Raw genomic sequence first — 25626 nt, 5'->3', positions numbered from 1 at the left:
CCATATCTGTTTCCTTGCGGCGGGCGCGCCTGTCAAAACGTATATTTCGCCGCCATTTCCACGCGATCCATCTGCCCCTTGGCGCCGCCGACAATCTCGCGCTCGCCATGGCGGTATTCGATGCCGACATCGAGATTCTTCACCGGCGACCAGAACAGGTTGCCGGCAAGGCTCCACGCCCGCTTGTTGGCCAGCGCGGGGATGACGATGCCGCCGGGATAGTCCGCATCCTGATAGGAGGCGATGAAGGAGGAGCGGATCGTCGGCGTCCAGCCCAGCTTCAGCGCGGCGAAGCCCGCGAAATTGCCGATCGGGCGCAGGTCCGGCGTGGCGCCCGTCGCGTCATAGGCGGCATCGGCGACATAGCCGACCGCGAGATAGCGGCCCATGCCCTTGCCATAGGTGGCGGTGAAGCGCAGGTCGTGGCGCTTGTCCGGCCCGAACGGAATCTTGCCGCCCGCGCTGACGCCCCAGCCCGTGGCCGACGTGTCGTACCCCATATTCTCCATCGTCAGCCTGCGCACGATCCCGGCGAGATGCAGCTCGCCAAGGCCGCCCGAATAACCGAGCTTGGCGACGAAATCGGGCAGGCGGTCATGATCGTTGTCGACATAGGCGCCGCTCGCCGAAGTGCTCGCCAGCGTCTCGGTCTGCGGATTTTCCGCCGCGATCATGAGCGCCAGACCGTTGCCGAGCGGCTGCCTGTACTGCACCATCATCTGCCGCACGAAGATCGACCCGTCGGTGGCGCCGATGAAATCGGTGCTTTCCGGGAACAGCGCCGGGTTCTGGAAGGTCGTCCATTCCTGCCCGATCAGCCAGTTGCCGTAGCTGAGGAAGGCGCGGCGCAGCGTCGGCGTATAGGGGTTGGTCGAGCGTTGCGCGCCCACGGGCGCGGCGGCCAGCGCGAAGTCGAACTCGATCAGCGACTTGAGGTCCTTGCCGCCCACCGGCGTCGCCGAGGAAAAGACCAGCCGCGTCTGGCGCGCATGGCCGACCATGTCGTGGCTGCTGAAATTCTGGCCGACCGGAATCTGCTGCGGCAGGTGGAATTCCTTGCCGAGCGCGCCGGTATCGACCGCGCCATCGCTGTAGCGGGTGGCGCTGGCGACGACCTTGACGAAACCGCCGAGCTTGAAGGTGGTGCTGCCGACCTTGAACCCTTCGGCGGGCGGCGCCGGCCGCGCCTCTACGGCGGCGACGCGCGTTTCCACCGCCTGCGCCTGCTGCGCCTGGGTGGCGACCTGCTGCTGCACCTGCGTCTGCCCTTGCGCCTGCTCCGCCCGCGCCGTGGCGAGCTCCGCCTTCAGGTCGGCGACCGCCTGTTCCAGCAGACGCAGCCGCGCCTCCAGCTCCGCCTGACTGCCCGTCTGCGCATGGACGGGCAGCGGACAGAGCGCGATCAGCGCGGCCCCGGCGAGCAGAAGCCGGTGCGGCGGCGCACCCCCTTTGATTTGCGTTGCGATAGACACCTTGGCCATCCTCTCTCTCCTGAGCGTCGCGCGCCTCGCCGTCTGAAGGGGCGAATGTCGCGCGACAGGATGGAAACATGCCTTTCCGGCAAGCGGTTTAGCCAGATAGACCTTGGTAGATGGCCACCATAGACCTTAGTATTGGTGTCGGGTGTTGCCGCCGCCTGCTAAGACGGGGCAGGATATTAGGAGAGACTAAAATGAGCGATGCGATCTATCCTGTGCCGCAGGAATGGTCAGCGAACGCCAAGATCGATGGCGCCCGCTATGAAGCCCTCTATGCCGAGGCCGCCAATGATCCCGACAGCTTCTGGCGGCGCGAGGCCCGGCGACTCGACTGGATCAAGCCCTTCACCAAGGTGAAGAACACCTCGTTCAACGAGGCCGATTTCGGCATCAAATGGTTCGAGGACGGCGAGCTGAACGTCGCGGCCAACTGCATCGACCGTCATCTGGCCGAGCGCGCGGACGAAGTCGCGATCATCTGGGAGCCGGACAGCCCCGGCGCCGAGCGGCGCATCACCTATCGCGAGCTGCATGAGGAAGTGAGCCGCCTCGCCAACGCGCTGAAGGCCAATGGCGTCGGCAAGGGCGACCGCGTCACCATCTATCTGCCGATGATCCCGCATGCGGCCTTCGCGATGCTCGCCTGCGCGCGGATCGGCGCGATCCATTCGGTCGTGTTCGGCGGCTTCTCGCCCGACAGCCTCGGTGGAAGGATCGAGGATTGCGACTCGAAGCTGGTCATCACCGCCGACGAAGGGCTGCGCGGCGGCAAGCGCGTGCCGCTCAAGGCCAATGTCGACGAGGCGCTGAAGAATTGCGGCAGCGTGTCGAAGGTGCTGGTGGTCCGCCATACCGGCGGCACCATCGCGATGCAGGACGGCCGCGACATCTGGTATGACGAGGCGATCGCGGCGGCCTCGCCCGATTGCCCGGCCGAGCCGATGAACGCCGAGGATCCGCTGTTCATCCTCTACACCTCCGGCTCCACCGGCAAGCCCAAGGGCGTGCTGCACACCAGCGGCGGCTATCTCGTCTGGGCGTCGATGACGCATGAATATGTGTTCGACTATCGCCCCGGCGACATCTTCTGGTGCGCGGCGGACGTCGGCTGGGTCACCGGCCACACCTATGTCGTCTATGGCGCGCTCGCCAACGGGGCGACGACGGTGATGTTCGAGGGCGTGCCCAACCACCCGGATTTCAGCCGCTTCTGGCAGATCGTCGACAAATATCAGGTCAATATCTTCTACGGCGCCCCCACGGCGCTGCGCGCGCTGATGCGCGAGGGCGACGAGTGGGTGAAGAAGACCAGCCGCAAGTCGCTGCGCCTGCTCGGCTCGGTCGGAGAGCCGATCAACCCGGAGGCATGGGAATGGTATTATCATGTCGTCGGCGAGGAGCGCTGCCCGATCGTCGACACCTGGTGGCAGACCGAAACCGGCGGTACGATGATGACGCCGCTGCCCGGCGCTACCCCGCTCAAGCCCGGCAGCGCGGCGATCCCGATGTTCGGGGTGAAACCGCAGATCGTCGATGCCGACGGCAAGGTACTGGACGGCGCGACCGACGGCAATCTGTGCATCACCGACAGCTGGCCGGGGCAGATGCGCACCGTCTGGGGCGATCATGAGCGCTTCTTCCAGACCTATTTCACCACCTATCCGGGCAAATATTTCACCGGCGACGGCTGCCGCCGCGACGCGGACGGCTATTACTGGATCACCGGGCGGGTCGATGACGTCATCAACGTATCCGGTCACCGCATGGGCACGGCGGAGATCGAAAGTGCGCTGGTCGCCCATGCCAAGGTGGCGGAAGCCGCGGTGGTCGGCATGCCCCATCCGCTCAAGGGCCAGGGCATCTACGCCTATGTCACCCTCAATGCGCATGAGGAACCGACCGAGGAGCTGCGGCGCGAGCTGATCCAGTGGGTGCGGCACGAAATCGGCCCGATCGCGACGCCGGACGTGATCCAGTTCGCCCCCGCGCTGCCCAAGACGCGCTCCGGCAAGATCATGCGCCGCATCCTGCGCAAGATCGCCGAGGACGATATCGGCAATCTGGGCGACATTTCCACGCTCGCCGATCCGTCCGTGGTTGACCATCTGCTGGAACATCGTCAACTAGTGGCGTGATGCCAGAAACCAGCGCAAGCGAAGAGGAAACGATCCTCATCGCCGACGATCATCCCCTTTTCCGTCAGGCGCTGGCCATGGCGGTAAGGGGGGTCAGACCGGGGGCCGCCATCATCGAGGCGGGCACCGTTGCCGCCGCGCTGGAAGCCGCGCGGGGCGCGGAAAAACTCGCGCTGGTACTGCTGGACCTGCGCATGCCGGGCGCGGAAGGCTTCATGGGCGTGGCGCTGATGCATGCGCAGCGGCCCGATGTTCCGATCATCGTCGTATCGAGCGCCGACGCCGCGGGCAGCGCGCGCGAGGCGGTGCGGCTGGGCGCGACCGGGTTCCTCGGCAAGCATGAGGATCTGGCGACGATGGAAAAGGTGATCGCCGCCGCCCTCGCCGGGGAACGCATCGCCGCCCCCGCCGACGCGCCGCTGGACGCGATGGCGAGCAAACTCGCCGGGCTGACGCCGATGCAGCTTCAGGTGCTGCACGGGGTGCTGGCCGGGCGGCTCAACAAGCAGATCGCGCACGACCTCGGCATCGCCATCCCGACGGTGAAGGCGCACATGACCGCGATCCTGCGCAAGCTGGACGTCGCCAACCGGACGCAGGCGGTGCTGGCCGCGCGTACCCTGGGGCTTACGCCACCGGCGGTGGAATAATACACTGATGGCTGCTTTGAGTAGCAGTTTGTTCAAACAGAACCGTTCGCCCTGAGCTTGTCGAAGGGCTGCTTTTCTCTTGGGGCAAGAACAAGGACAGGGCTTCGACAAGCTCAGCCCGAACGGCTTTTTTAAGTCCGTGCTTCGCCCAACCGAAGAAGCCTCACTCCGCCGCCTTTTCCATCCCGCCCTCACCCAGCCAGCGCAGCAGCGCATCCGGCGACGCAGGTTTCAGGAACAGCGCTATCCCTTCCTCCCGGCACCGCCGCGCCGTTTCGGGCGAGCGGTCCGCCGTCACCAGCGCGCAGGCCAGCGCCGGGTTGGCCGCCCGCAGCGCGGCGATCACGCTCAACCCGTCGCCCTGCCCGCCCAGGTGAAAATCCACGAACGCCGCATCGGCCCATTGCGCGGAGGCGAGCGCCTGCGCATCGCTTTCCGCCGCCCGCGCCTCGAACCCGTGCTGGCGCAACAGCAACAAGGTCGCCGCGCGGATTTCCGGCTCGTCGTCCATCACCAGCACCCGCCGCGCCCGCGCGCGCCGTTGCCCGACCGACGCGGCTTCCTCCTCCACAGCCGCCTCGGCCCCGCCGTCCACCCGCGCCAGCGCCACGGCGAACCGGCTGCCCCGCCCCTCGACCGAGCGCAGATCGACCGTCGCGCGCAGCAGCCGCGCGGTACGCTCGACGATCGCCAGCCCCAGGCCGATGCCCGCATCGTCGCCATTGCCGAGCCGCTCGAACTCTCGGAACACCCGCCGCTGATCCTGATCGGCGATGCCGGGGCCGCTGTCGTAGACCTCGACCCGCGCCAGCCCGCCGCGCCGCCGCACGCCGAGCACGATGCCGCCGCGCACCGTGTAGCGCACCGCGTTGGAGAGGAAATTCTGCACGATCGAATGGAGCAGCGCGCGGTCGGTTTCCACCATCGCATCTCCGGGGGCCACGCGGATCGAGAGGCCCTTGGCCGCCGCCTGCGGCGCGAACAGCTCCGCCAGTTCGAGCAGGAGCGGCCGCAGCGCGAAGCGGGTCGGCTGCGGCTGGATGCCGCCCGCGTCCAGCTTCGATATGTCGAGCAGCGCCCGCAACAGGCTTTCCGCCGCCTCGATCGAGCCGGATATGCCGCCCAGCAGCGGGCGCAGATTTTCCGGCAATTGCCGGTCCAGCCCGGCGGTGAACAGCCGCGCGGCATGGATGGGCTGCAACAGGTCGTGGCTCGCGGCAGCGAGGAAGCGCGTCTTTTCCGCGTCCGCCCGCGACAATTGCGCATTGGCGTCGCGCAGTTCCTGCGTGCGCTGCTCGACCCGGCTTTCCAGTTCCGCGCGCGCCCGCTCCAGCCCGGCGCGCGCCTCCGCCTCCGCCGTGATGTCGGTGAAGCACATCACATAGCCGCCGTCGGGCATCGGCCCGCCCACGGTCTTGAGCACCCGCCCGCCCGGCCGCACCCGCTCGAAGCTGTGGACGGTGCCGCGCCGCATATGGTCGAGCCGCTTTTCGACATGGGCATCGACCTCGCCCGGCCCGCATTCGCCCCGCTCGGCATTATAGCGGATCAGGTCGGCGACCGGCGCGCCGACATAGACCAGTTCGGGCGGATAATCGAACAGCTCCAGATAGCGGCTGTTCCATGCCATCAGGCGCAGATTGCGGTCGATCACGCTGACGCCGGGGTCGATATTCTCCAGCGTCGCGGCGAGCAGCCCTTTGGAGAAATGCAGGCTCTGCGCCGACTGGTCGAGCAGGCGCGCGATATCCGCCACGCCCAGCCGCGCGCCCGACAGCGCCGAGGCCATGATCTGCCGCGCCGACGGGCCACCGATCACCCCGGCGATCAGCCGCTCGGCGAGGCGCGCGTCGCGGCGGCCGATGGCGGCGGTCCTGTCCCGATCCGGCCCGAAGGCGTTGCGCACCTCCTCCCGCCCGGCGAAGCGCGCCGCCATGTCCATCAGGTCGCCGACGGTCCGCGCCTCTGCGATGCGCGGATTGCGGCCGAAGCCGGTGGCGAGCGGCGCCCGCACCCCGCGCGCGGAGACGAGCGCGAAGGCGAAGAGATTGGCGCCCAGGCTCCACAGCGTGCCATGGGTGATCGGCGACAGGCCGTTCATCCCCATCAGCCCCAGCGGATCGAGCAGCGTCCCGGCCAGCGGGCGCAGCAGGTCGCGGGTCAGCAATTCGGGCAGGAACAGCGTATAGCCCCAGACCGCGAGGCCCGTCAGCAGCCCCGCCTTGGCCGCCGCCGCATCCCGGTTGCCGCGCCGCACGGCGAGGATCAGCGCCGGGGCGAACTGCGCCATCGCGGCGAAGGCGGTGAGGCCGATCACTGCCAGCCGCTCGCTTTCCGCGACCATGCAGGCATAGCCCAGCGCCGCCCCCATCACCGCGACGATGCCCACGCGGCGCACGTTCAGCATCAGCCGGCCGAGATCCGCCCCGGCGCTCATCCGGCGGTGGCGCAGCATCATCGGCGCGATCAGATCGTTGGACAGCATCGTCGACAGCGCGATGGTTTCCACCACAACCATGCCGGTCGCCGCCGAAAAGCCGCCGAGAAAGGCGAGCAACGCCAGCCATTGCGCGCCATGCGCCAGCGGCAGGCCCAGCACCAGCAGATCGGGCGCGATGCCCGCGGGCAGCACCGCCATGCCCGCAAGGCTGATCGGCAGCACGACGAGCGCGATCACCACCATGTAGAGGATGAACGGCCAGCGCGCGCCGGACACGTCCTCCGGCCGGGTCGCGCCGATGACGCCGACATAGAATTGGCGCGGCAGGCACAGCACCGCCGCCATCGACAACAGGGTGAGGACCAGGAAATCGCCGTCGATCGCCGACGGCGCGAAGATGCGGCGGAACTGTGCCATGCCGGCGAGCCGCTCCGGCGCGGGCGCGTGCAGGAACAGCAGCGCGGCGAACACCCCGACCATGGTCAGCGCGGCGAGCTTCACCAGCGATTCGACCGCGATCACGTAGAGCACCGCCTCGCTGCGGCTGGACGCGACATAGCGGCGCGTGCCGAAGGCGATGGCGAAGATGGCGAGCAGCGCGGCGGCGACCATCATCGGCATCACCGGGTTGCCCGCCGACACCGATTCCGGCCCGGCGATCATCGCATAGCCGGTGCCGATCGAGCGCAATTGCAGCGCCAGATAGGGGATGGAGCCGAACAGCGCGAGCAGCGTCACCAGCGCCGCCACGCCCCGGCTCTTGCCGAAGCGGGAGCCGATGAAATCGGAGATGGAGGACGCCCCTTCCGCCTGCACCTCGCGCACCAGCGCGCGCAGGAAGCGGGGGGCGAGCAGGTAGAGCAGCGCCGGGCCCAGATAGATGGGCGCGTAGTTCCACCCTTCGGCGACGCTGCTGCCGACCGCGCCGAAAAAGGTCCAGCTGGAGCAATAGACGGTCAGCGCCAGCGCATAGGCGGGCAGGCGCAGGCGCGAGGCGTCGAGCCGCGTCCGCCGCCTTTCGGCCAGCGCGGCGAGCAGGAACAGCATCGCCGCATAACCGGCGGCCGCGAGAAACGGTATGAGGCCCCTCATCCTTCCCCTCTATCAGAGCGGGTGACTGTAGGAAACGCCGCACCCGCGCCTCAGATCGCGCTCGCCACCACATTCACGGTGAGCGCGAGCACGCCCAGATTGAAGATGAAGGCCAGCAATCCGTGCGCCGTCGCCACGCGCCGCATGCGCCGGCTGGCGATATCGATGTCGGCGGTCTGGCAGGTCATGCCGATGACGAAGGCGAAATTGACGAAATCGGCGAACACCGGCTCCTCATCCCCCGGAAAATCGAGCCCGCCATGGTCGCCGCCGCCCGGCCCCTGCGCATAATAGAGCCGGGCATAATGGAAGGTGTAGACGAGGTTGGAAAACAGCCATGCGAGCAGCAGCGTCGCCACCAGCAGCCCGATGTGGAGCGCGGGCAGGCTGCCCTTTTCCGCCAGCAGCAGGCCGACCGCCACCAGCATCGCCATGATGATGGCGGCGGTGAGCAGCAGCAGCGTGACCTGCCCGGCGTCATCGCGCTCGGCCTGCCGCCTGATGTCGTCGGGGCGGCCTTCCCGCCACAGCGGCCAGACCGAGACGAGGAAGGCGACCACCGCCAGATCGAACGCCGCGACCAGCGCGACACCGGCGGGCAGCACCAGCGACAGCGGCGCGGGCAGCAGGATCAGCAGCGCCAGAAACAGCATGTAGCGGCCATGGGGTATTCCGGCTCTGGCCTTCCCTGTCATCCGACGCCTCCCCTGATGGTCGGGGGAGCATATCCCGCCCGAAAATCCGCCGTCAATCGGCGCTTTCGAGCGGACATGGCGGGGAGGGACGATCAAGCGGCAGGTTTCGGCCGGGAGCGGACGTAGAAGATTGGTTTCACGCGGAGGCGCGGAGACGCGGAGAGATGGTAGCGCGAAGCGCTTTCCCTCGTCATTCACCCCGGCAACCGACGCAAGGAGAATGAAATGGGGCCTGCGGCCCGGAACGTCCTTCTCCGCGCCTCCGCGTCTCCGCGTGAACTTTCTACTCCAGCACGATATGTCCGCTAACCTACCCAAACCCATCATTCCGCAGCCATGGGCTCACCCAAATCATCACCATGAAAAAGGCCGCACCCCAAGGATGCGGCCCTTCCTGCGCCCGCGAACGGACCTTGGCTCAGAATCCCGCCGAGACCGAAAAGACCACCCGGCCCGAGGAGATGGACGATCCGTTCTTGGACGAGGCGAAGCCGCCGCCCAGGCGGGCCGCTTCGGACCGGCCGATATCGGTATCGACATAGGACACGCCCAGCGTCACCGGCCCGACCGCGAGGTCGGCGCCCAGCATCCAGTCGAGATATTTGCCGGTCGGCGCGATGCTCGTGCCGTTGGGGCCGAGGCCGGGGTTGCCGTCCGAATAGCCCAGATGCGCCTTCAGCGTCAGCGGCGTATCGGGAACCGCGGTGCTGGCATCGGCCCAGATGTAGAGATTATCCTCCTTGTCACCGGGACGGCCCGCCGGGTGGACGGTCGGGTCGGTATTGCCCAGCGCCTTCTGCTTGGGCGCATAGGCGACGCCGAGCAGCAGGCTGGCCGGGCCGACATCGCCCGACAGCTTCACATAGGGCTCGGCGAAATCGGTGGTGTCGAGGCCGCCGGGGTACATATACCAGGTCAGGCCCACGTCCAGCGTCGCCCCGCCGAGCGGGATCGCATAGCCGCCGAACAGATCCAGCTCCATGTTGGACCCGCCGAACGTGCCCCAGCCGGCGAGGTTCGACGCCCAGGTGCCGACATAGACGCCGCTTTCATGGGAAACGGTCAGGCCGCCCTGAACCGCCATTTCCTTGTCGCTCTGCGATACGCCGCGGAAACGATAGTCGGAAACGAGCGCGACGCTGCCCGAAACGGAGACGGGTCCGGCCGGCGCCTCGGTTTGCGCATATGCGGGGGTGCTGGAAAGCAGCAGGGCTGCAAAGGCAGTGATTTTCTTCATGGGATCTCCCTTTTCAATGGAGTGTCCCTTCCTGCATCGACCCGCCACGGTTCTTTGCGCGACCGCGTTCGGGCGATGAGGATTTTCTATTTCCTCTTTTCCGGATCGCGAAGCGTTTGTTCGCAGGTGCAGCACATTATTATTGAATCGTTGCTTTGGAGCAACATTTTGTGAACCGGTATTTTCTTTAGTATTTCCGGTATTTTCCGTTTCGTGACAAAATATGTCTACAGCCCGATTATTCCTCGATTAGATCGAGATAGGCGATAACGTCATTGTCGGTGGCGATGAACAGGCCCGCCTGCACCTCCTCCGGCTGGCTCGCCGCGACGCGCAGCGCCTCGTCCAGCGATCCGTAGAGCAGGGTCGTCGCTGCGCCGCCCTCGGCCGCGTCGTCGAGATGATAGAGGCGCACCGTCGCGCCGCCGAAGGTCGATCGCATCAGTCCTTCCTCTCTTCCATGCCGTCCGCCCCTTCGCGCCGCGCGCCGTCGATTGCCCGCGCCTGCCGTTCCGCCTCGTCGCGCTGCCGCAGCTTTTCCGCCTTGGTGAGGCCGTGGCGGGCACGGTTTTCCGCCGCCTTGTCCTCGGCCGCCTTGCGGGCGAAGCGCTTGCGCGCCTGGCGCAGATTGACCACGTCGCCCATCAGCCTTCCTCCTCCCCGAAATGCAGCGCCAGCCAGACGGTCGGCTCGTCGGGCGCGGTCCATGTCACGCGATGCGCCGTCCCCGCCGGGATCAGCCGCCGGTCGCCGGGGGCAAGGGCGATCTCCCCCTCGCCCTCGATCCACAGCCGCGCCTGCCCGGCGAGCAGCAGCACCCATTCGTCGTGCGGCTGGCAATAGGGCGCTTCCTCCGGCGTCGCCTGCCCGTGCGAGACGATCCGCTCCACCCGCACGCCGGGCCGGGCGAGCAGCGTCTCGAACACCTCCCCGCCGCGCGCATCGGGCAACGGATGGAGCAGGTTGCCGGTCATGCGCCGCTGGCCGCATCTTCGGGCAGGCGGCTGATGTCGACCCAGCGCGCGCCGGTCAGCGCCGCCAGCCGCGCGGGCGTCAGCTCGACCGAGCTGTTGAGCGATCCCGCCGCCGGGAACACCGTGTCGAACGCCTCCAGCGAGCGGTCGCAGCAGACCGGCAGGTCGGTGGCGAGGCCGAAGGGGCAGACGCCGCCCACCGCATGGCCGGTCAGCGCCAGCGTCTCGTCCGGGTCGAGCATGCGAGGGCGGGCGCCGAACGCCGCCTTGGTCTTCGCATTGTCGAGCCGCGCATCGCCCCGCGTCACCAGCAGGAACACCTCGTCCTTCACCCGGATCGCCAGCGTCTTGGCGATGCGCGCCGGTGCGACGCCCAAAGCGGCGGCGGCCTCCTGCACGGTGGCGGTCGATTGCTCCGCCTCGATGATCGCGACATCGGGCGCATGCTCGGCAAGCCAGCGCCGCGCGCTTTCCAGACTCATGGCTATTCCCCCAGCAGGTGCAGCGCGACGGTGCGGCGGTGCGGCCGCCGGCGATGCTCGAACAGATAGACGCCCTGCCAGGTGCCGAGCGCCAGCCGCCCGCCGACCAGCGGCACCGAAAGCTGCGCCTGCGTCAGCGCGGCGCGGATATGGGCGGGCATGTCGTCCGGCCCCTCATCGTCATGGAGATAGCGGCCATCCTCCGGCGCGATGCGGGCGAAGAAGGCGATCAGGTCGTCCTTCACCTCCGGCGCGGCATTTTCCTGGATCAGCAGCGACGCCGAGGTGTGGCGGCAGAACAGGGTCAGCAGCCCCTCGCCCATGCGCTGTTCCGCCACCCAGCGGGTCACCGCATCGGTGATCTCGACGAGGCCGGTGCCGGGCGTGGCGACTTCCAGCATCGTCGTCGCCTGCCGCATCACCTTGCGAGCCTTTCGACCAGCGCCCGCGCGGCGGCGGACACGTCGGCCCATGTTTCCTCGAATCCTTCCGGCCCGCCGAAATAGGGGTCGATAACGCTGCTGCCCTCGCGCCCCGGCACCAGATCCATCAGCAGCGAGAGGCTCGCCCGCCCGTTGCCGGGGACGAGGCGGCGCAGAGTGTCGAAATTCGATGTGTCGAGCGCGAAGACATGGGTGAAGCGCAGGAAATCCTCCACTCTCACCTGCCGCGCCCGGTAGCGCGAAATGTCGAGGCCGTGGCGCAGCGCCTCGGCCTGCGCGCGCGGGTCGGGCGGATTGCCGACATGCCAGTCGCCGGTGCCCGCCGAATCCGCGAACGCCGCCAGCCCCGCCCGTTCCGCCTCGGCGCGGAACGCCGCCTCGGCGAGCGGCGAGCGGCAGATATTGCCGAGGCAGACGAACAGCACCGCCGGTTCGCGCGGATCACTCATCCCCCTCTCCATATCGCTCCATCCGCCAGGCCGCCGTCAGATAAGCCTCCGCCGCCGCGCGCAATGGCGCGTCCTCGGCTTCCGCAAAGGCCTCGGCGGGGACCGGCGCGGTGCCGAGCGCGTCCATCAGCGTCCACAGCGCGAAGCGGCGGCCCGGTTCCCGCTCCGACCCGAAATCGATGGCGAGCCGTTCCTTGCCGAGAACCAGCGCTCCCTCGTCCGCCTCCTCCAGCGAGGCCGTGCCGAAATAATGGTGGAGCAATATGTCGAGGTCCATCCGCTCAGCCCTCCATCGGCGCGGTGGTGAGGCCGAGTTCGGGAATGCCGATCGACCGCCGCCCGCCGAAATCGGTGCGGATGACGATCAGGTTGTTGCGCTCCATATACTCGATCAGGCGGCGCACGCGGCCCGCCGACTGGGTGCCGTAGGCGCGTGCGATATCCTCGTCATTGGGGCAGGGCGCGCCTTCGATCGCCGCATGGGCAAGCATCAGGAACGGGGCCAATATGTCCTCGCTCACCCGCTCGGACAGCGTCAGCGCGTCGGCCCAGCGCGGGTCGGCGGGGTTGGCGATGCCCGCCTGCGCGATCGCATAGCGGCGGCGGAAGGCGGGCAGGTCGATCGGCGCGCGAGCGAGCTGCCGCATCCGGCAGCGCACGGTGAAATCCTGATAGAGGGCGGCGATGGGCTGGAACGCACAGTCCGGGTCCTCCACCATTTCGTTGAGGATTTCGGTCATCACCTCATCGCTGGTGTCGAACAGGTCGGCCACGGCGGGGCGGCCGGCTTCTTCGGCCTTTTCCTCGTCGGTCTTGCCCAGCTCGAAATGCGATATCCGGTCGATCAGCGCGTCGCTGTCCTGCTCCGCATGCGCCGGTTCGGGGGCGCCGACGCTCAGCATCTCCTCCTCGCCCTCGCTGCGTTCGAACAGCATCGCGGTCATCTCCTCGCTCGGCGCGGTGGGCAGCGGCATCAGCTTGTGCGAGGAGGTGCGCGCGCTGGTCTGCACATTGCCGATCTTCACCGACACCGGACGGCGGCAGATGGCCGGGCCGAGCGCGAGGAAGCGGCCGCGCTCCAGATCGCGAATCTGCTCGGCCTGCCTGCGCTCCATGCCCAGCAGGTCGGCGGCGCGGGCCATGTCGATATCGAGGAAGGTGCGCCCCATCAGGAAGTTCGACGCCTCGGCCGCGACATTCTTGGCGAGCTTGGCAAGGCGCTGCGTCGCGATGACGCCCGCAAGGCCGCGCTTGCGCCCCCGGCACATCAAATTGGTCATCGCCGCGAGCGAGAGCCGGCGCGTATCGTCGGAAACGTCCCCGGCGGCGGCGGGCGCGAACATCTGCGCCTCGTCCACCACCACCAGCGCCGGGTACCAATGGTCGCGCGGCGCGTCGAACAGGGTAGAGAGAAACTGCGCGGCGCAGCGCATCTGCGCTTCCAGCTCCAACCCGTCCAATGCCAGCACCACCGAGGCGCGATGGGCGCGGATGCGCGAGGCGAGTCGCTCTATCTCCCGCCCGTCATGGGCCGCGCCGTCGATCACCACATGGCCGAACGGCTCGGACAGGGTGACGAAATCGCCCTCCGGGTCGATGATCACCTGCTGCACCATGCGGGCGCTTTCCTCCAGCATCCGGCGCAACAGGTGCGACTTGCCGGACCCGCTATTGCCCTGCACGAGCAGGCGCGTGGCCAGCAATTCCTCCATGTCGACCGGGACCGGCGCCCCGTTCGGATCGGTGCCTATGACGATAGATGAACTCACGCCCGCTTCCTTGGCGTAAGCCGCCCGGAAGGGCAAGGGGGCAGCGCACCGGGCGCGACCGGCTATCCGCGATAGTAGCAGCCCGGCAGGCCGACGGCGCCGCTCTCCACCTCGAACAGCGCGCCGTCATCGGCGGAAGGCGGCAGGCCGATGGCGGCGGAGGTGACGAACATCCGGTCCAGCTCCTGCCCGGCGAAGCTGATGTTGGTGACCTGCCGCGCGGGCAGGGCAATGCTGCGGTCCAGCGCGCCTTCCGGCGTGAAGCGGCTGATGCGCCCGCCGCCCCAATGGGCGACCCACAGGCCGCCGTCGCGATCGACGGTCATGCCGTCGGGATAGCCGTCCTCCTCGCCGAAGCGGATGAAGGGCCGCTTGTCCTGCGCGCCGGTCTCGGTCAGCGCGAAGCGGTAGATGATCCGGCGCGCGGTGTCGGAATGATAGAGCCAGCGCCCGCAGGCCGAGAAGGCCGGGCCGTTGGGCACGCGATAGCCGCTGTCGATCACCGCGCAGCCGCCGTCCGGCGCGAGGCGGTAGAGCGAGCCGCTGTCCTCGCCCTCCGCCATGTCCATCGTGCCGCACCAGATGGCGCCGCTGCGGTCGGCCTTGCCGTCGTTCATCCGGTTGCCGGGCAGATGCGGTTCGGGATCGTGCAGCGGATCGATGGCCAGCGGGTCGAGGCCGATGCGCGCAAAACCGCTCCTGAACCCGCCGATAAAGCCGCCGGACGCCCGCTCCGCGACCCAGCCCAGCGGTTCGGGCATGGCCCAGCGCTCGATCCGCCCGTCGCCCAGCGACAGCCGGTTGAGCGCGGGGGCGAGGATATCGACCCAGTAGACGGCATTGTCGCGGGCGGACCACAATGTCCCCTCCCCCAACAGGTCGAGCGTGTCCCGCTCTATCCGCCGCCACTGGTTCATGCTCTCTCTCCCGATATCGGCGCGCCGCTCAGTGCCCGCTGCTTAGTGCCGCCGCTCAATGATTGTCGCGGGGCAGGCCGCGCGTCTGCGCGATCCGCTGATATTTCTCGGCCCCTTCCAGTATCGCGCCGGTGTTCATCTGGCCGATGACCGCGCGCTGGATTTCCTGCCACGGCGTTTGCGATTCGGGATAGGGATATCCGCCCTGCGCCAGCAAGGCGGCGCGACGCTCGGCCAGTTCCTCGTCGGAAATCAGCACGTCCACCCGCCCTTTCTTCAGGTCCATGCGCACCCGGTCGCCGGTGCGCAGCAGCGCAAGGCCGCCATTGGCCGCCGCTTCGGGCGAGGCGTTGAGGATCGACGGGCTGCCCGACGTGCCGGACTGCCGCCCGTCGCCGATGCAGGGCAGCGCGTTCACCCCTTCGGTGATGAGGTAGGATGGCGGCCGCATGTTCACCACCTCCGCCGCGCCGGGATAGCCGATCGGCCCCGCGCCGCGCATGAACAGCAGCGTTTCCGGCGTGATGCCGAGCGACGGATCGTCGATCCGGCGATGATAATCCTCCGGCCCGTCGAACACCACCGCCGGGCCTTCGAACGCGTCGGGATCGTCCGGGTTGGAAAGGTAGCGCTGGCGGAATTCCTCGCTGATGACGCTGGTTTTCATGATCGCGGCGTCGAAGAGGTTGCCGGTCATCACGAGGAAGCCCGCTTCCTCCTTCAGCGGCCGGTCGAACGGGCGGATGACCTTTTCGTCCTCGATCATTGCGCCCCGGCAATTCTCGCCGATGGTCCGGCCGTTGACGGTCAGCGCGTCCTCGCGGATCAGCCCCTGCGCCATCAGCTGCGCGATCACCGCGGGCACGCCGCCCGCGCGATAATAATCCTCGCCCAGATAGTCGCCCGCCGGTTGCAGGTTGACCAGCAGCGGAATCTTGTGGCCCAGCGTCTCCCAATCCTTGAGCGGCAGGTCGACGCCGATATGGCGGGCGAGCGCGGCGAGGTGGATCGGCGCGTTGGTCGATCCGCCGATCGCCGAATTGACGACGATCGCGTTGCGGAACGCATCGAGCGTCAGGATGTCGGAGGGCTTCAGGTCCTCCCGCACCATGTCGACGATGCGCTTGCCGGTGTGATAGGCGACCTCCTGCCGGTCGCGATAGGGCGCGGGGATCGCCGCCGATCCGGGCAGCATCATGCCCAGCGCCTCGGCGAGGCTGTTCATCGTCGTCGCCGTGCCCATGGTGTTGCAATAGCCGGTCGAGGGCGCCGACGAGGCGACGAGCTTGATGAAGCCCTCCTCGTCCAGCTCGCCCGCGGCCATCATCTGCCGCCCCTTCCAGACGATCGTGCCCGACCCGGTGCGCTCGCCCTTGTGCCAGCCGTTGAGCATCGGCCCGACCGACAGCGCGATCGCGGGAATGTTGACGGTCGCCGCCGCCATCAGGCAGGCGGGCGTCGTCTTGTCGCACCCGGTCGTCAGCACCACGCCGTCGAGCGGATAGCCGTAGAGCGCCTCGACCAGCCCCAGATAGGCGAGGTTGCGGTCGAGCCCGGCGGTGGGGCGCTTTCCGGTTTCCTGGATCGGGTGGACCGGGAATTCCAGCGCGATCCCGCCCGCCTCACGGATCCCCTCGCGGATGCGCTCGGCCAGCACGAGGTGATGGCGGTTGCACGGGGAAAGGTCGCTGCCGGTCTGCGCGATGCCGATGATCGGCCTGCCCGACCGCAATTCCTCCAGGCTGATCCCGAAATTCAGATAGCGCTCCAGATAGAGCGAGGTCATGTCGATATTGTCGGGGTTATTGAACCAGGCGCGCGAGCGGAGCTGGTTTTTCGGGGTGTCTGTCATTGCGGTTCCCGTCAGGGGCGAGTGGAAAAGCGGTAGATCATGACATGCCGGTAGGGCTTGCCGGGATCGACGCGGGCGGAAACGAAGGCGGGCTTGTTCGGCGCGTCGGGGAATTTCTGCGGCTCCAGCGCGATGCCGTCGCCCATGCGATAGAGGTGCCCTTGCTTGCCGACATAGGTGCCGTCGAGGAAATTGCCGGTGTAGAACTGCACGCCCGGCTCGGTGGTCAGCACCTCCAGCACGCGGCCCGACGCCGGGTCCTCCAGGCGGGCGGCCAGTTCGGGCGCCTTGGTCAGCCCCTTGTCGAGCGCGAAATTATGGTCATAGCCCTGCCCGAAGCGGATCTGCTCGTCGCGGCCGTCGCGAATGCCGTCGGCGATGCGGCGGGGCTGGCGGAAATCGAACACCGTTCCTTCCACCGGGCGCAGTTCGCCGGTCGGGATCAGCGTGGCGTCCACCGGCGTATAGGCTTTCGCCGGAACGGTCAGCAGATGGCCGGTCGCGCCTTCCGGCGACCCTTCGCCTGCGAGGTTGAAGATCGCGTGGTTCGTCATGTTGACGATGGTCGGCCTGTCGGTCTGCGCGTCGAAGGCGATGGTGAGCGCGCCCGCCTCGTCCAGCGAATAGGTGACGGTCACGTCGAGCTTGCCGGGATAGCCCGCCTCGCCGTCCGGGCTGACGCGGGACAGGACGAGGCGCGCCACCGGGCCCGCCTTGACCGAGGCTACCTTCCACACCTGCTTGTCGAAACCGGCGCCGCCGCCGTGCAGCGAATTGGTCTTGTCGTTGAGCGGCAACTGATAAGTCCGACCATCGAGCACGAAGCGCCCGCCGGCGATGCGATTCGCATAGCGGCCCACCGTCACGCCGAAGAAATTGGGGCGGTTCACATAGGAATCGAGATCGTCATAGCCCAGCACCACGTCGGCGGGCTTGCCGTCGCGGCCGGGCGCGACCACCGATTGCAGCGTCGCGCCATAGGTGAGGATCGTCGCGGATACGCCGTTTCCGGCGGTCAGGCGGATCGACTCGACCGCGGTGCCGTCCGCCAGCGTGCCTGCGGGCTTGCGCTCCACCTCGACCGCATGCGCCGCGCCCGCGACGCAAAGCGCAGCCGCCAGCGCGATCGAGGCCGCACTTGCCTTTCCTGTCCCAACCATATTGTCCTCCCGATGCCGGACGCCCCATTGACGAGCCGCCCCTACATATATAGTCCGACAAATTAAACAAGCGCAAGCCATGCCGCGACGGTGTAGAAACGACCGGGCCAAAGCAGGGCGAACTTAATTTGGAGAAGGGTGAGTATGGCTTCACCGATATCGACGACTACCGCTCCCGCACCGGAAAGCGACGCTTCCGGCACGCGCTACGGCCCGGCGCTCACCTTGCTCGCCAGCCTGTTCTTCATGTGGGGGTTCATCACCGTCATCAACAACACGCTGCTGCCGCACCTGCGCAGCGTGTTCGACCTCAGCTACACCCAGACGACGATGATCGAATCGGTGTGGTTCATCGCCTATTTCGTCGCCTCGATCCCCGCCGCGAAGCTGATCGAGCGGATCGGCTACAAAAGGTCGCTGGTCGTCGGCCTGGGCGTGATGGCGGCGGGCGCGCTGGGGATGATCCCGGCGGCGCGCATTCCTTCCTATACCGTCACGCTGATCGCGCTGTTCATCATCGCCAGCGGCATCACCCTGTTGCAGGTGGCGGCCAACCCCTATGTCGCGGTGGTCGGCAGGCCGGAAACCGCCTCGTCCCGCCTCAATCTGGTGCAGGCGTTCAACTCGCTCGGCACGACGCTGGCGCCGCTGTTCGGCGGCTATCTGATCCTCGGCCGCTCGACGTCGGGCACGGCGGAGGCGGGCACGGTGCTGACCCAGGCGGAGCGGCTCGCCGACGCGCAGTCGGTGCAGTTGCCCTATCTGATCGTCGCAGGCGTGCTGATCCTCCTCGCGATCGTCATCGCCCGCTTTCCGCTGCCGTCGATGGGCAAGGCGACGCAACGCGCCGCGCGCGAGGAACGCAAGCATCATTCGCTGTGGAATCACCGCAATCTGGTGCTCGGCGTGCCGGCGATCTTCATCTATCTGATCGCGGAAATCGGCGTGTCGAACCTGTTCATCAACTTCGTGTCGCAGCCGGAAATCGGCAATCTGACGCATGAGCAGGCCTCGCGCTATCTGTTCCTGCTGTGGGGCGGCATGATGGTCGGCCGCTTCGTCGGCAGCTTCGCGATGCGCAACCTGCCGCCCGAGCGGGTGCTGGCGGTGGCCGCCATCGGCGCCTTCGCAGTGATGATGATCGCGGCGTCGGCCACCGGCCATGCCGCGATGTGGGCGCTGATCTCGGTCGGGCTGTTCCATTCGATCATGTTCCCGACCATCTTCACCCTCGGCATCCGGGGCCTCGGCCCGCTGACCGAGGAAGGATCGGGCCTGCTGGTGATGGCGATCGCGGGCGGCGCGCTGGTGGTGGTGCAGGGCTGGATCGCCGACCATTACGGCCTCCAGACCTCGTTCCTGCTGACCGCCGCCTGCGAACTCTACGTGCTGTTCTACGCACTCTGGGGATCGCGCCCCACCCACGCGCTGCCCGACCAGCGGATCGATTGAGGAACGCCCCTTCGAAACGGGAAAGGCCCGGCTTCCATGTGAGGGAGCCGGGCTTTTTTAGGCGATAGGGGTGCGGGTATGGGTGGTTAGCGGACATATCGTGCTGGAGTAGAAAGTTCACGCGGAGACGCGGAGGCGCGGAGAAGGACGTTCCGGGCCGCAGGCCCCATTTCATTCTCCTTGCGTCGGTTGCCGGGGTGAATGACGAGGGAAAGCGCTTCGCGCTACTATCTCTCCGCGTCTCCGCGCCTCCGCGTGAAACCAATCTTCTACGTCCGCTCCCGGCCGAAAGCAGCCGTTCCGCCTCACCCCGCCTTCAGGACGCCATGGAACTGCGCGTATCCTCCAGCGCCAGATCCACCAGCACCCGCATCGCGTCGCTGGCCTCGGCGGGGTCGCCCGCCGCGATCGCTTCATAGACGCGCATATGATCGGGGATGGGATTGCGCGGCAGCGCGCGCGAGCGTTGCTTGAACTGCGTCGTCCAGTTGACGGCGGCGCCGATGCTGGCGCTCAGCACCATCAGCGCGTCGTTGCGGGTCGCGTGCAGGATCGCATTGTGGAAATCGCGGTCGGCCGCGCGCCCCGCCTCGGTCGCCAGCGTATGGCGGCGCATCGCGGCGAGCGCTTCCTTCATCGCCTTGAGATCGGCCTTGTCCCGCCGCTCCGCCGCGAGGCGCGCGGCCGCCGGTTCGACAATGGCGCGCAATTCGAACAGGCTGCGAACGAATTCGACGTCCGGCTCCCCGGCAAAGGCCCAGGCCAGCACTTCGGGATCGAGCAGGTTCCAGCGGTTGCGCGGCAGCACGCGCGTGCCCGCCTTGGGGCGGCTTTCCACCAGCCCCTTGGCGGTCAGCACCTGAATCGCCTCGCGATAGGCGCTGCGCGATACCTCCAGTTCCTCGGCAAAGGCCACCTCGCCCGACAGGGTGTCGCCCGGCTGATATTGCCCCGACAAAATCGCGGTTCCCAGCTTGTGCGCTATCGCCCCGTGCAGCCGGCGGCCGGGGCCGCGCGCCTGCCGGCCGGGGCCGGATGCCTTTGCTTCCGCCTGCGCGGGTACGGCCATGCCGCCCCGTTCGGACTTCGTTTCTGCCACGCTGTCTTCCTCCACCCTCTGATCCCTACCAGTCTCCCGCGCGGGGCGAAATGGCAAAGATCGCAAAGGCACAAACATTCATTACAATGATTGCGTTCCGCTTCTCTCTATAATATGTCGGAGTAAATAAGGAGATTCAAAATGACCGAATTTCGCTCCGTGACGGCCGAAACCGGCCTGCCCGAAGGGGAGGCGTTCGCCGTTCATGGCCCGGCGGACGTCGCGGCGGCCTGCGCCGCGGCCGAGGCCGCGTTCGACATCTATCGCGCGACCGACCGGGAAAGCCGCGCCGCCTTCCTCGAACGAATCGCGGAAGAGATAGAGGCGACCGGCGATGAACTGATCGTCGCGGCGATGCGCGAAAGCGGCCTGCCGCGCGCCCGGCTGGAGGGCGAGCGCGGCCGCACAGTCGGACAATTGCGCCTGTTCGGCGCCGTCGTGCGCGCCGGGCACTGGCAAGGGCTGCGCATCGACCCCGCGCTGCCCGACCGCCAGCCGCTGCCGCGCCCAGACCTGCGCCTGCGCATGGTCCCGCTCGGCCCGGTCGCGGTGTTCGGCGCGTCGAACTTCCCGCTCGCCTTCTCGACGGCGGGCGGCGACACCGCCTCCGCGCTCGCGGCCGGTTGCCCGGTCGTGGTGAAGGGCCACCCGGCCCATCCGCAGACCGGCGCGCTGGTCGCCGCCGCCATCGGTCGCGCGGTGCGGGCGTGCGGCCTGCCCGAAGGCACTTTCTCCCACCTCGTCGGCCCCGGCAACGAACTGGGCGCCGCGCTGGTGCAGGATCCGCGCATTGCGGCGGTGGGTTTCACCGGCTCCCGCGCGGGCGGGCTCGCGCTGGTGAAGCTGGCGCAGGCGCGCGAGGTGCCGATCCCGGTCTATGCCGAAATGTCGAGCATCAACCCGGTGCTGCTGCTGCCCGAAGCGCTGAAGGCGCGCGGGGAAGCGCTCGGCGCCGCGTTCGTCGGCTCGCTCACCATGGGCGCGGGCCAGTTCTGCACCAATCCGGGCCTGGTCCTCGCGATCGAGGGCGAGGGGCTGGACGCGTTCACCGCCGCCGCCGCCAGCGGCATCGCAGCGGCGGAGGCACAGACCATGCTCACCACCGGCATCTGCGCGGCCTATGGCAAGGGCACCGAGGCGCTGCGGAACGCGGCGGCGGTCGAGACGCTGGCGCGGGGCAAGGACGGCAATGGCAGCACGCGCGGACAGGCCGCGCTGTTCCAGACCAGCGCGGCGGCCTTCCTCGCCGACAGGGCGCTGGGCCATGAAGTGTTCGGCGCCGCTTCCCTGATCGTGCGCTGCGCGGACGAGACGGAATTGCGCGCCGTCCTCTCCACCCTCGAAGGCCAGCTTACCGCGACGCTGCACATGGACGACGCCGACACCGCGCTCGCCGCGCGGCTGCTGCCGCTGCTGGAGCGCAAGGCCGGGCGCATCCTCGCCAATGGCTGGCCCACCGGGGTCGAGGTCTGCCATGCGATGGTGCATGGCGGCCCGTTCCCGGCGACCTCGGACAGCCGCACCACCTCGGTCGGCAGCCTCGCGATCGACCGTTTCCTGCGCCCGGTTTCCTATCAGAACCTCGCCCCCGCCCTGCTGCCCGCCGAATTGCGCGACGAGGCGCGCGGCGACGGCGTGCCGAGGCTGGTCGACGGGACATTGAGCATCGCCTGACACCCCCCGTGGCGGGCCGGGCCCTGCCGGGAACGGCCCGCCTTTTTCCACCGTTTATCGCGCCGCCCTCTGTGCGGGCGGCGCCCAGAGGAGAGATTTCGCTATGGCACTTCGTCTGCTGCAACATCGCGGCGCCGGCGGCAAGCGCTCGGTCATACTGGCCGACGGCGCGCAGGCCTGGTTCCTGCCGGGCGTGGAAAGCGTCCGCGCGCTGGCCCTGGAGGCGATCGCCGCCGGGCAAAGCCTCGCCGACACCGCCACCGCCAGGGGCAAGGGCGATGCGGTCGACATCGCCGCCGAGTTCGAGGCCGGCACGCTGCTCGCGCCGATCGACCATGAGGACGACGCGCATGTGCTGCTGACCGGCACCGGCCTCACCCATCTCGGCTCCGCCGAGGGGCGCGACAAGATGCACAAGGAAGCCGCCGCCGCCGAGGCCAAGACCGATTCCATGCGCATGTTCCTCGAAGGGCTGGAAGGCGGCAAGCCCGCACCGGGCGCCGAGGGGCAGCAGCCCGAATGGTTCTACAAGGGCGACGGCTCGCAGCTCATCGGCTCCAACGTCCCCTTCGCCATGCCGGATTTCGCGAAGGACGGCGGGGAAGAGCCGGAACTGGCGGGCATCTACATCATCGGCGGGGACGGCACGCCCTACCGGCTCGGCCTCGCGCTCGCCAACGAATTTTCCGACCATGTGACCGAGCGGCACAATTATCTCTGGCTCGCCCATTCGAAGCTGCGGCAGGCCTCGCTCGGTCCGGAACTGCTGATCGGCGAGCTGCCCGCCCATGTCGAGGGCACCAGCCGCCTGCTGCGCGACGGGCAGACCGTCTGGGAAAAGCCGTTCCTGTCGGGCGAGGACAATATGTCGCACAGCATCGCCAATCTGGAGCATCATCATTTCAAATATGACCTGTTCCGCCGCGCGGGCGACGTGCATGTGCATTTCTTCGGCACCGCGACGCTCAGCTTCACCGACGGGGTACAGACACAGGAAGGCGACGTGTTCGAGATCAGCGCCGCGCCCTTCACCCTGCCGGTGCGCAATGCGCTGACGCGCGCGGCCCCCGCGCCCGTCGCGGTGAAGGCGCTGTAAGGCGATGGACCCGATCCGCATCGCGATCGTCGGCATGGGCAAGATCGCCCGCGACCAGCATGTGCCCGCGATCCTCGGCAACAACGCGTTCAGCCTCGCCGCCACGGTCAGCCCGCGCGACAGCGGGCTGGAGGACGTGCCGCATCATCGCGCGCTCGACGCGCTGCTGGACGAAGGCCCGGCGGTGGACGCGGTGGCGCTCTGCACCCCGCCGCAGGTCCGCTACGACCTCGCCGCGCTGGCGCTGCGGCGCGGCGTGCATGTGTTCCTCGAAAAGCCGCCCGGCGCCACGCTGTCGGAAGTCGCGGCGCTGAAGTCGCTGGCGGAAAAGACCGGCGCGACGCTGTTCGCCTCCTGGCATTCGCGCTTCGCGGCGGGGGTCGCCCCGGCGCGGGCGTGGCTGGCCGAGCGGCGGATCGATGCCGTATCGATCGTCTGGCGCGAGGATGTGCGCGTCTGGCATCCGGGGCAGGACTGGATCTGGGAGCCGGGCGGCCTCGGCGTGTTCGACCCCGGCATCAATGCGCTCTCCATCGTCACCCATATCCTGCCGCGCCCCTTCTTCCTGAAGGAAGCGACGCTGGTGCTGCCGGAAAACCGCGCGGCGCCGATCGCCGCCGACATCCAGTTCCGCGACACGGCGGGCGCGCCGATCCACATGGATCTCGACTGGCGGCAGACCGGCCCGCAAAGCTGGGACATCGTCGTCGAAACCGACGCGGGCACGCTGAAGCTGGCGAACGGCGGCGCGGTCCTCTCCCTCCCCAGCGGGACGGAGCATAGCGAGGATGTCGAATATCCCGGCCTCTACAGCCGTTTCGCAACGCTGATCCGGGGCGGGCGCAGCGATGTCGACATCGATCCGCTGCGCCTCGTCGCCGACGCCTTCCTGCGCGGCAGGCGGGAAACGACCGACGCCTTTTACGATTGAAAACCCACGATAAGGGAGGGGAAACATGATCAAAGCCCTGCGCCATGCGGCCACCGCGCTGCTCCTGTCGGCCACCGCACTGGCCGCGCCCGTCGCCGCCGTCGCCCAGACCGGCGGCAAGCCGACCACCGCGACCATCCAGGCGGACAAGCCCGGCCCGGTCTACGACCGGCTGATCTTCACTCAGTTCGCCGAGCATCTGGGCAACGGCATCTATGGCGGCCTGTGGGTCGGCAACGACAAGTCGATCCCCAACACCAACGGCTTCCGCAACGATGTGGTCGCCGCGCTGCGCAACCTCAACGTGCCCGCGATCCGCTGGCCGGGCGGCTGCTTCGCCGACGAATATCACTGGCGCGACGGCATCGGCCCGAAGGCCAGGCGCCCGGTCAAGGTCAACACCCATTGGGGCGGCGTGACCGAGCCCAACAGCGTCGGCACCCATGAGTTCATGGAACTGGTGCGGCAGATCGGCGCCGAGCCCTACATCGCGGGCAATGTCGGCAACGGCACCGCGCGGGAAATGGCCGAATGGGTGGAATATATGACCGCGCCCGCCGGCAGCCTCGCCGAGGAGCGCGCGCGCAACGGCCGCAAGGAACCGTGGAAGGTCCCCTATTTCGGCGTGGGCAACGAGCTGTGGGGTTGCGGCGGCAACATGCGGCCGGAGTTCGCGGCCGACGAGACCCGCCGCTTCGCCACCTTCGTCAAGGCCCCGGCGGGAACGAAGATCGTGAAGATCGCCGCGGGCGCCAATGTCGACGACTATAGCTGGACCGACGCGATGATGCGCATCGCGGGCAGCCAGATCGACGGCCTGTCGCTGCATTATTATGTCCACCCGGCGGGCGGCTGGCCGCCCCGCGCGCCTGCGGTCGATTTCGACGAAACCGGCTGGGCCGACGCGCTGGCCGGGGCCTGGCGCATGGAGGAACTGATCGCGAAGCACAGCGCGATCATGGACAAATATGATCCGCAAAAGCGCGTGTTCCTCGCCGTCGACGAATGGGGCGCCTGGTATGCGCAGGATCCCGGCACGCATCCCGGCTTCCTGCGCCAGCAGAACACGCTGCGCGATGCGCTGATCGCGTCGATCCATCTCGATATCTTCGCCCGCCACGCCGACCGCGTGCGGATGACGGCGATCGCGCAGATGGTGAACGTGCTTCAGGCGATGATCCTGACCGAAGGCAGGAAGATGGTGCTGACCCCCACCTATCATGTGTTCGAGATGTACAAGCCCTGGCAGGACGCGACCGTGCTGCCGATCGCCATCGACACGCCCTGGTACGGCAAGGACCGGTTCACCATGCCCGCCGTCAGCGGATCGGCGGTGCGGGGCAAGGACGGCAAGGTCCATGTCGGCCTGTCGAACCTCGATCCCAATGTCGCCAACACGGTGACGGTGAAGCTGGAGGGCCTTTCCGCCGGTACGGTGTCGGGCCGGGTGCTGACCGCGCCCGCGATCAATGCGCACAACAGCTTCGACGCGCCCGAAGCGGTGAAGCCCGCCCCGTTCACCGGCGCGCGGATCGACGGCGGCACGCTGACCGTCGCGCTGCCGCCCAAGTCGGTGGTGGTGCTCGACCTGCAATGACCCG

23 protein-coding genes are annotated in these 25626 nt (G+C 68.1%); 7 read left to right on the top strand and 16 right to left on the bottom strand.

The window, feature by feature from the left end:
- Window positions 1-32: 32 nt before the first annotated feature.
- A complete protein-coding gene (locus GGR43_RS09310) occupies window positions 33-1481 on the bottom strand; it encodes a DcaP family trimeric outer membrane transporter (protein ID WP_188071691.1) in 1449 nt (482 codons plus the stop codon).
- A gap of 191 nt (window positions 1482-1672) precedes the next feature.
- Between GGR43_RS09310 and acs the strand changes: the two genes are divergently transcribed.
- Together acs and GGR43_RS09300 are read left to right on the top strand one after the other, a co-directional pair.
- Window positions 1673-3613, top strand: a complete 1941-nt coding sequence (gene acs / locus GGR43_RS09305) for an acetate--CoA ligase (protein ID WP_188071690.1) — start codon at window positions 1673-1675, stop codon at window positions 3611-3613.
- Entirely contained in the window at window positions 3613-4263 is a 651-nt protein-coding gene (locus GGR43_RS09300; RefSeq protein ID WP_188071689.1) for a response regulator transcription factor, read from the top strand. The genes acs and GGR43_RS09300 overlap by 1 nt, the downstream gene beginning before the upstream one ends.
- A 163-nt stretch (window positions 4264-4426) precedes the next feature.
- Here GGR43_RS09300 and GGR43_RS09295 read toward each other — a convergent pair whose 3' ends face one another.
- From GGR43_RS09295 to GGR43_RS09230, 14 genes are all read right to left on the bottom strand, one after another.
- Window positions 4427-7795, bottom strand: coding sequence for a PAS-domain containing protein (locus GGR43_RS09295; RefSeq protein WP_188071688.1), 3369 nt, complete (start codon window positions 7793-7795; stop codon window positions 4427-4429).
- A gap of 50 nt (window positions 7796-7845) precedes the next feature.
- Window positions 7846-8490 carry a DUF1345 domain-containing protein gene (locus tag GGR43_RS09290; protein WP_188071687.1) on the bottom strand — a complete coding sequence of 215 codons (645 nt, stop codon included), beginning with the start codon at window positions 8488-8490 and terminating at the stop codon, window positions 7846-7848.
- A 418-nt stretch (window positions 8491-8908) separates the two neighbouring features.
- The gene (locus tag GGR43_RS09285) at window positions 8909-9727 is read right to left on the bottom strand and encodes a TorF family putative porin (RefSeq protein ID WP_188071686.1); all 819 of its coding nucleotides are present in this window, start codon (window positions 9725-9727) and stop codon (window positions 8909-8911) included.
- A gap of 238 nt (window positions 9728-9965) precedes the next feature.
- A complete protein-coding gene (locus GGR43_RS09280) occupies window positions 9966-10169 on the bottom strand; it encodes a hypothetical protein (RefSeq protein WP_188071685.1) in 204 nt (67 codons plus the stop codon).
- On the bottom strand, window positions 10169-10372 hold the full coding sequence (locus GGR43_RS09275) for a DUF4169 family protein (RefSeq protein WP_188071684.1): 204 nt from the start codon (window positions 10370-10372) through the stop codon (window positions 10169-10171). Before GGR43_RS09275 ends, GGR43_RS09280 begins: the two co-directional genes overlap by 1 nt.
- Entirely contained in the window at window positions 10372-10701 is a 330-nt protein-coding gene (locus GGR43_RS09270; RefSeq protein ID WP_188071683.1) for a cupin domain-containing protein, read from the bottom strand. Before GGR43_RS09270 ends, GGR43_RS09275 begins: the two co-directional genes overlap by 1 nt.
- On the bottom strand, window positions 10698-11183 hold the full coding sequence (locus GGR43_RS09265; RefSeq protein WP_188071682.1) for a YbaK/EbsC family protein: 486 nt from the start codon (window positions 11181-11183) through the stop codon (window positions 10698-10700). The genes GGR43_RS09270 and GGR43_RS09265 overlap by 4 nt, the downstream gene beginning before the upstream one ends.
- Before the next feature lie 2 nt (window positions 11184-11185).
- Window positions 11186-11602, bottom strand: coding sequence for a secondary thiamine-phosphate synthase enzyme YjbQ (locus tag GGR43_RS09260; RefSeq protein ID WP_188071748.1), 417 nt, complete (start codon window positions 11600-11602; stop codon window positions 11186-11188).
- Window positions 11602-12075, bottom strand: coding sequence for a low molecular weight protein-tyrosine-phosphatase (locus GGR43_RS09255; RefSeq protein WP_188071681.1), 474 nt, complete (start codon window positions 12073-12075; stop codon window positions 11602-11604). The genes GGR43_RS09260 and GGR43_RS09255 overlap by 1 nt, the downstream gene beginning before the upstream one ends.
- Window positions 12068-12352: a hypothetical protein gene (locus GGR43_RS09250; RefSeq protein WP_188071680.1), complete on the bottom strand. Its 285-nt coding sequence runs from the start codon at window positions 12350-12352 to the stop codon at window positions 12068-12070. Before GGR43_RS09250 ends, GGR43_RS09255 begins: the two co-directional genes overlap by 8 nt.
- Window positions 12353-12356: 4 nt before the next feature.
- Window positions 12357-13844, bottom strand: a complete 1488-nt coding sequence (locus GGR43_RS09245; protein WP_188071679.1) for an ATP-binding protein — start codon at window positions 13842-13844, stop codon at window positions 12357-12359.
- 62 nt (window positions 13845-13906) lie between these two features.
- Window positions 13907-14761, bottom strand: a complete 855-nt coding sequence (locus GGR43_RS09240) for an SMP-30/gluconolactonase/LRE family protein (RefSeq protein WP_188071678.1) — start codon at window positions 14759-14761, stop codon at window positions 13907-13909.
- 55 nt (window positions 14762-14816) lie between these two features.
- Window positions 14817-16613: an IlvD/Edd family dehydratase gene (locus GGR43_RS09235; protein WP_188071677.1), complete on the bottom strand. Its 1797-nt coding sequence runs from the start codon at window positions 16611-16613 to the stop codon at window positions 14817-14819.
- An 11-nt stretch (window positions 16614-16624) separates the two neighbouring features.
- Window positions 16625-17773 (bottom strand): aldose epimerase family protein, encoded by a 1149-nt coding sequence (locus GGR43_RS09230; protein ID WP_188071676.1) that lies wholly within the window; start codon window positions 17771-17773, stop codon window positions 16625-16627.
- A gap of 144 nt (window positions 17774-17917) precedes the next feature.
- Here GGR43_RS09230 and GGR43_RS09225 point away from each other — a divergent pair, with 144 nt between their 5' ends.
- Entirely contained in the window at window positions 17918-19225 is a 1308-nt protein-coding gene (locus GGR43_RS09225) for a sugar MFS transporter (protein ID WP_188071675.1), read from the top strand.
- Between the two features lie 316 nt (window positions 19226-19541).
- Here the strand turns inward: GGR43_RS09225 and GGR43_RS09220 are convergent, their stop codons facing one another.
- Window positions 19542-20294, bottom strand: a complete 753-nt coding sequence (locus GGR43_RS09220; RefSeq protein WP_246343482.1) for a FadR/GntR family transcriptional regulator — start codon at window positions 20292-20294, stop codon at window positions 19542-19544.
- 171 nt (window positions 20295-20465) lie between these two features.
- Between GGR43_RS09220 and GGR43_RS09215 the strand changes: the two genes are divergently transcribed.
- The 4 genes from GGR43_RS09215 (at window position 20466) to GGR43_RS09200 (ending at window position 25622) form a co-directional block, all read left to right on the top strand.
- On the top strand, window positions 20466-21998 hold the full coding sequence (locus GGR43_RS09215) for an aldehyde dehydrogenase (NADP(+)) (RefSeq protein WP_188071674.1): 1533 nt from the start codon (window positions 20466-20468) through the stop codon (window positions 21996-21998).
- A 103-nt stretch (window positions 21999-22101) separates the two neighbouring features.
- Entirely contained in the window at window positions 22102-23094 is a 993-nt protein-coding gene (gene araD1 / locus GGR43_RS09210) for an AraD1 family protein (protein WP_188071673.1), read from the top strand.
- Window positions 23095-23098: 4 nt separating this feature from the next.
- Entirely contained in the window at window positions 23099-24025 is a 927-nt protein-coding gene (locus GGR43_RS09205) for a Gfo/Idh/MocA family protein (RefSeq protein WP_188071672.1), read from the top strand.
- Window positions 24026-24050: 25 nt separating this feature from the next.
- Entirely contained in the window at window positions 24051-25622 is a 1572-nt protein-coding gene (locus GGR43_RS09200; protein WP_188071671.1) for an alpha-N-arabinofuranosidase, read from the top strand.
- Window positions 25623-25626 lie beyond the last annotated feature (4 nt).

The sequence above is a fragment of the Sphingobium jiangsuense genome (assembly GCF_014196495.1).
GTDB lineage: Bacteria > Pseudomonadota > Alphaproteobacteria > Sphingomonadales > Sphingomonadaceae > Sphingobium > Sphingobium jiangsuense.
The sequence above is the reverse complement of the archived record's forward strand: the minus strand, read 5'-3'. Positions and strand labels throughout refer to the sequence as shown.